Here is a 5,790-nt window from a genome sequence, read left to right on the forward strand (position 1 = left end):
TCGCCGAGCGGCGCAAGAGCCGTCAGATCCATGTCGGGCCGGTGGCGGTGGGTGGGGACGCGCCGGTGTCGGTGCAGTCGATGACGACGACGCGGACCTCCGACATCGGGGCGACGCTGCAGCAGATCGCGGAGCTGACGGCGGCCGGGTGCCAGATCGTGCGGGTGGCGTGTCCGACGCAGGACGACGCGGACGCGCTGGCGACGATCGCGCGCAAGTCGCAGATCCCGGTGATCGCGGACATCCATTTCCAGCCGAAGTACGTGTTCGCGGCGATCGAGGCCGGGTGCGCGGCGGTGCGGGTGAACCCGGGCAACATCAAGAAGTTCGACGACCAGGTCAAGGAGATCGCCAAGGCGGCGAAGGACCATGGCACGCCGATCCGGATCGGGGTGAACGCGGGGTCGCTGGACAAGCGTCTGCTGCAGAAGTACGGCAAGGCGACCCCGGAGGCGCTCGTCGAGAGTGCCCTGTGGGAGGCGTCCCTCTTCGAGGAGCACGACTTCCGGGACATCAAGATCTCGGTGAAGCACAACGATCCGGTGGTGATGATCGAGGCGTACCGGCAGTTGGCGGAGGCGTGTGATTATCCGCTGCACCTGGGGGTGACGGAGGCGGGTCCGGCGTTCCAGGGGACGATCAAGTCGGCGGTGGCGTTCGGTGCGCTGTTGTCGCAGGGGATCGGGGACACGATCCGGGTGTCGTTGTCGGCTCCTCCGGTGGAGGAGGTGAAGGTGGGTCTGCAGATTCTGCAGTCGCTGGGGTTGCGGCAGCGGGGTCTGGAGATCGTGTCGTGTCCGTCGTGCGGGCGGGCGCAGGTGGATGTGTACAAGCTGGCCGAGGAGGTCACCGCCGGGCTGACGGGCATGGAGGTGCCGTTGCGGGTGGCGGTGATGGGTTGTGTGGTCAACGGTCCCGGTGAGGCGCGTGAGGCGGATCTGGGGGTGGCCTCGGGCAACGGCAAGGGGCAGATCTTCGTGAAGGGCGAGGTCATCAAGACCGTGCCGGAGTCGAAGATCGTGGAGACGTTGATCGAGGAGGCCATGAAGCTCGCCGAGCGCGGATCTGGGGGTGGCCTCGGGCAACGGCAAGGGGCAGATCTTCGTGAAGGGCGAGGTCATCAAGACCGTGCCGGAGTCGAAGATCGTGGAGACGTTGATCGAGGAGGCCATGAAGCTCGCCGAGCAGATGGAGGCCGACGGCGTGGCCTCCGGCGAGCCGGAGGTCTCGGTCGCGGGCTGAGCCGGAGCCGTACGAACGGATCTCTTGGGCGCGCGCCGCGCGGTGCGCGCTTCGGCCTCACGCCTCCTCCCGCAGGCCGCGGGTCGGATCCTCCACCGGGGCGTCCTCCTGGAGGGAACCGGGTGCCGCCCGGTCCGGCGCGGCCGGACTGTACGGGGCCTGCTCGGGCGGCTCGGGGCCCTGGTCGCCGGGCGCGCCCGCGCCCCGCGCCGGCAGGCGCAGCGCCAGCAGGGCCGCGTCGTCGCCGCTCGGCTGGACCCGTTTGAGCAGCTCGTCGCAGAAGTCGTCCACGGTGCCCTCGCACAGCCGCCGGACCAGCACCGCCGCATGGTGGCGCAGCTTGGCCATGCCCAGGTCGATGGGACGGCCCCGGCTCTCCACCAGACCGTCGGTGTAGAGCAGCAGGGTGGACTCGGGCGGCAGTTCCTCGTACGCGTCCGGCCAGTTCAGCCCCAGGTGCAGGGTGGCGCTCATGCCGATCAGCGGGCCGTGCCCGCCGGTCAGGAACCGGGTGTCGCCCTCCCGGGTGATCAGCAGCGGCGGCGGATGCCCGGCGTTGACCCAGTTCAGCCGCCACGGCCCGCCCTCGGGGCCCTCGATCCGGGCGAAGACGAGCGTGGCCATCGGCGCGTCGCTGGTGTTCGTCACCGCCTCGTCCAGCCGGCACATGATCAAGCTGGGCGGCTTCTGGTGGTCCCACGCCAGGGCGCGCAGCATGTTGCGGACCTCGGCCATGTGCGCGGCCGCCTTCAGGTCGTGCCCGACCACGTCCCCGATCACCAGGGCCATGACACCGTCCTTGAGCAGGAACGCGTCGTACCAGTCGCCGCCGATCTCCATGGCGCTCTGCGCGGGCAGATAGCGGGCGGCCATGCGCACGTGGTCCACCTGCGGCAGCGGGGCGAGCAACTGGCGCTGCATGGTCTCGGCGACGTTGCGCTGCTCCTGGTACAGGCGCGCGTTGTCCAGCACCAGGCCCACTCGCCGGCCGATGTCGGACAGCAGCCGCACCTCGGCGTCGGTGGGGACGGGCGAGTCCCCGGAGCGTCCCACCGTCAGCATCCCGTAGTGCTTGCGGCGCGCGGACAGCGGCACCACCACGGCCGAGTGCCCCTCCAGCCGTTCGAACAGCCTGCCCTGGACCGGGGCGAGCGGCGCCGCCGTGTCCTGTACGTCGTCGGCGGTCAGCAGCACCGGCTCCTCGGCGCCCATCAGCCGGGCCACCGCCGGCCGGGACCGGACCGGCAGGTGCACCGGACCCTCCAGCCGCCGGGCCCGGCGCGGGTGCGCCGGACAGCGCACGGCGACCCGCTCCAGCACCCCCGAGGACTGGGAGCACAGGGCGACGGCCGCCCAGTCGCCCAGCTCGGGCACCAGCAGCCGCAGCAGCCGGCGCAGCCGGCCGGAGGCGTCGAGGGCGCCCATCAGCACCGAGGAGACGTCCGCCAGCAGGTTCAGCCGGGTGGTCAGCTCCTCCAGGGCGGTGGTGTGCGCGGCCATCCGCTCCTCGGCCGCGCGGTACAGGCTGAAGTCGTCGAAGACGACCACCACCCCGGCCGCCCGCCCCGAGATCAGCAGGGGAGTGGTCGACCAGATGATCGGCAGGGTGGTGCCGTCGGCCCGCAGGAAGAACTCCTGGCTGCCCTGCTCGACGGAGAGGCTGTCCATCAGCGGGGTCCGCATCGCGCACTGCTCCCGCGGCACCGGGCCGCCGTCGGCACGGCGGTGCAGCAGGTCATGGGCGTCCTGCCCGGCCATCTCGGCCGCGGAGCGGCCCAGCAGCCGCTCGGCCCAGGGATTGGCGTACGTGATGCGCCCCGCGGTGTCCATGGTGAGCACGCCCGTGCCCAGGTGGTGCAGGACCGCCCGGGGAAAGTCCGCGGCCAGGGTCTGGCCGGACCCGGTCATGGCCCCGGCCCCTCTCCGTCCCCACCACGCGTCCGGTGTGGTGCCACCGCGATCACCGCTTTCCCGAACCGGTCGATGTGCGGGTACCCACCCCATGCTGAACCGTTCCGTCATCGCGACGGCGCTTCGGCGCGCGCGTGTCGCCGCGCGCCCGAGCGGAACCCGTCCCGTGCCCGACCGCACGGAACCGGCCGGTCCGCACCCGGGGGCGGCGCCGCCCGGATTCGGCGGGTACAGTGCGGAGATCAGCGAAACCCCAGCGTGAGGTCCCGTTTCCGTGTTGACCCAGACCACCTCACGGGTGCTCGAACCGAGCGACCTGGACGCCGCGCTCGCCGTCCTCGACCGCGAGCCGGTCGCGAACGCCTTCGTGGCGTCCCGGGTACAGGTGGCCGGCCTCGACCCGTGGCGGCTCGGCGGCGAGATGTGGGGCTGGTACGAGGACGGCATCCTCACCTCGCTGTGCTACGCGGGCGCCAACCTCGTGCCCATCTGCGCCACCCCGCGCGCGGTGCGGGCCTTCGCCGACCGCGCCCGGCGGGCCGGCCGCCGCTGCTCCTCCATCGTCGGGCCCTCCGAGCCCACCACCCAGCTGTGGCGGCTGCTCGAACCCAGCTGGGGCCCGGCCCGCGAGGTCCGCGCCCACCAGCCGCTCATGGTCACCGACCGCATGCCCGACGGGATATCCCCCGACCCCTACGTCCGCCGCGTCCGCAAGGACGAGATGGAAACGATCATGCCGGCCTGCGTGGCGATGTTCACCGAGGAGGTCGGCGTCTCCCCGCTGGCCGGCGACGGCGGCCTGCTCTACCAGGCCCGGGTCGCCGAACTCGTCGGCTCCGGCCGCTCCTTCGCCCGCCTCGACGCGCACGGCAAGGTGATGTTCAAGGCCGAGATCGGCGCGGCCACCGAGCGGGCCTGCCAGATCCAGGGCGTCTGGGTCGCCCCCGAGTACCGGGGACAGGGCCTGGCCGCCCCCGCCATGGCCGCGGTGCTGCGCTACGCGCTGACCGACGTCGCCCCCGTGGCCAGCCTGTACGTCAACGACTTCAACACCCCCGCCCGGCGCACCTACCGGCGCGTGGGCTTCCAGGAGGTCGGGGCGTTCACGAGCGTGCTGTTCTAGCCGCCGGCAGTTGGTGCGGCCGTGCTGTTCTGAGGCCGGTGCGCGGCGGGTACTCTCCCCGGCATGGCGCTCTTTCCCGGTCACGGCACCCACCGCCCCGACGACATCGTGATCGGCCCGCTCGACCTCGCGGCCCGCGTCGACGAGGCGCTCGCCGTGCAGGCCGTCGCCTTCGGGCTCGGCGCCGAGGAGGTCGCCGTACGCCGCCAGATCGTGCTGCGGCACCTGACGTACCCCGGCGCCCGTGCGCTCGGCGCGACCACCGGCGACGGACGGCTCGTCGGATTCGTGTACGGCATGCCCAACGACCGCGCCCACTGGTGGTCCACGATCGTCGAGCCCTACCTGCGGACCCGCGGGCTGGACCACTGGCTCGACGACTCCTTCGTGATCACCGAGCTGCACGTCCACCCCGAGCACCAGAACCGCGGCGTCGGGCGCGCCCTGATCACCACCATCACCGACGGCGCCGCCGAGCCCCGCTCCATCCTCTCCGCGATCGACACCGACAGCCCGGCCCGCGGCCTCTACCACTCCCTGGGCTACGTCGACCTGGCCCGGCAGGTGCTCTTCCCCAGCGCCCCGCGGCCGTATGCCGTGATGGGCGCCCCGCTGCCGCTGCGCCGCCGCCCGGGCACCGCCCGCTGAACCGATTTCCACCGGCCCAGCCCGCCCGGCTAACCTCCTTGCCATCACCGAAACCCGGCAGGAGTACGAGAACCATGGCGAACGCACCGGTCCAGCGCATGTCCCAGTTGATGGCCAAGACGCTGCGCGACGACCCGGCGGACGCCGAGGTCCTCAGCCACAAGCTGCTGGTCCGCGCCGGTTACGTCCGCCGCACCGCCGCGGGCATCTGGAGCTGGCTGCCGCTGGGCAAGAGGGTCCTCGCGAACGTCGAGCGCATCGTCCGCGAGGAGATGGACGCGATCGGCGCGCAGGAGGTGCTGCTGCCCGCCCTGCTGCCCCGCGAGCCCTACGAGGCCACCGGCCGCTGGAACGAGTACGGCGGCGAGCTGTTCCGCCTGCAGGACCGCAAGGGCGGCGACTACCTCCTCGGCCCCACCCACGAGGAGATCTTCACCCTGCTGGTGAAGGACCAGGCGTCCTCCTACAAGGACCTGCCGGTCATCCTCTACCAGATCCAGACCAAGTTCCGGGACGAGGCCCGGCCGCGCGCGGGCATCCTGCGCGGCCGCGAGTTCCTGATGAAGGACTCCTACTCCTTCGACCTGTCCGACGAGGGCCTCGCCGAGTCCTACGCCCTGCACCGCCAGGCCTACCAGCGCATCTTCGAGCGCCTCGGCCTGGACTACCGCATCTGCGCGGCCACCGCCGGCGCGATGGGCGGCTCGAAGTCCGAGGAGTTCCTCGCTCCGGCAGAGGCCGGTGAGGACCTCTTCGCCGACTGCCCGAACTGCGACTTCGCCGCCAACACCGAGGCGATCACCTACGAGGTGAAGCCCGCCGACGCGAGCGGCGTGCCCGCCCTGGAGGAGATCCCCACCCCCGAC

Annotated in this window: 4 protein-coding genes and 1 pseudogene; 4 read left to right on the forward strand and 1 reads right to left on the reverse strand. The window is 72.1% G+C overall.

From position 1 onward, the window contains the following. Positions 1-1,079: pseudogene (ispG, locus tag GV126_RS23820) on the forward strand (flavodoxin-dependent (E)-4-hydroxy-3-methylbut-2-enyl-diphosphate synthase); the annotation flags it as partial. Positions 1,080-1,299: 220 nt separating this feature from the next. On the opposite strand, the gene GV126_RS23825 reads toward ispG, so the two are convergent. Then, positions 1,300-3,150: a SpoIIE family protein phosphatase gene (locus GV126_RS23825; protein WP_159670299.1), complete on the reverse strand. Its 1,851-nt coding sequence runs from the start codon at positions 3,148-3,150 to the stop codon at positions 1,300-1,302. A 277-nt stretch (positions 3,151-3,427) separates the two neighbouring features. Between GV126_RS23825 and GV126_RS23830 the strand changes: the two genes are divergently transcribed. The 3 genes from GV126_RS23830 to proS form a co-directional block, all read left to right on the forward strand. After that, on the forward strand, positions 3,428-4,276 hold the full coding sequence (locus tag GV126_RS23830) for a GNAT family N-acetyltransferase (RefSeq protein ID WP_159670302.1): 849 nt from the start codon (positions 3,428-3,430) through the stop codon (positions 4,274-4,276). A gap of 63 nt (positions 4,277-4,339) precedes the next feature. Beyond that, the gene (locus GV126_RS23835) at positions 4,340-4,924 is read left to right on the forward strand and encodes a GNAT family N-acetyltransferase (protein ID WP_159670304.1); all 585 of its coding nucleotides are present in this window, start codon (positions 4,340-4,342) and stop codon (positions 4,922-4,924) included. Between the two features lie 74 nt (positions 4,925-4,998). Then, positions 4,999-5,790: proline--tRNA ligase (gene proS / locus GV126_RS23840; protein WP_159670307.1), on the forward strand; the 792-nt coding region annotated here is incomplete at its 3' end.

It is taken from the genome of Streptomyces mexicanus (assembly GCF_902506575.1).
In the GTDB taxonomy this organism is placed as follows: domain Bacteria; phylum Actinomycetota; class Actinomycetes; order Streptomycetales; family Streptomycetaceae; genus Streptomyces; species Streptomyces mexicanus.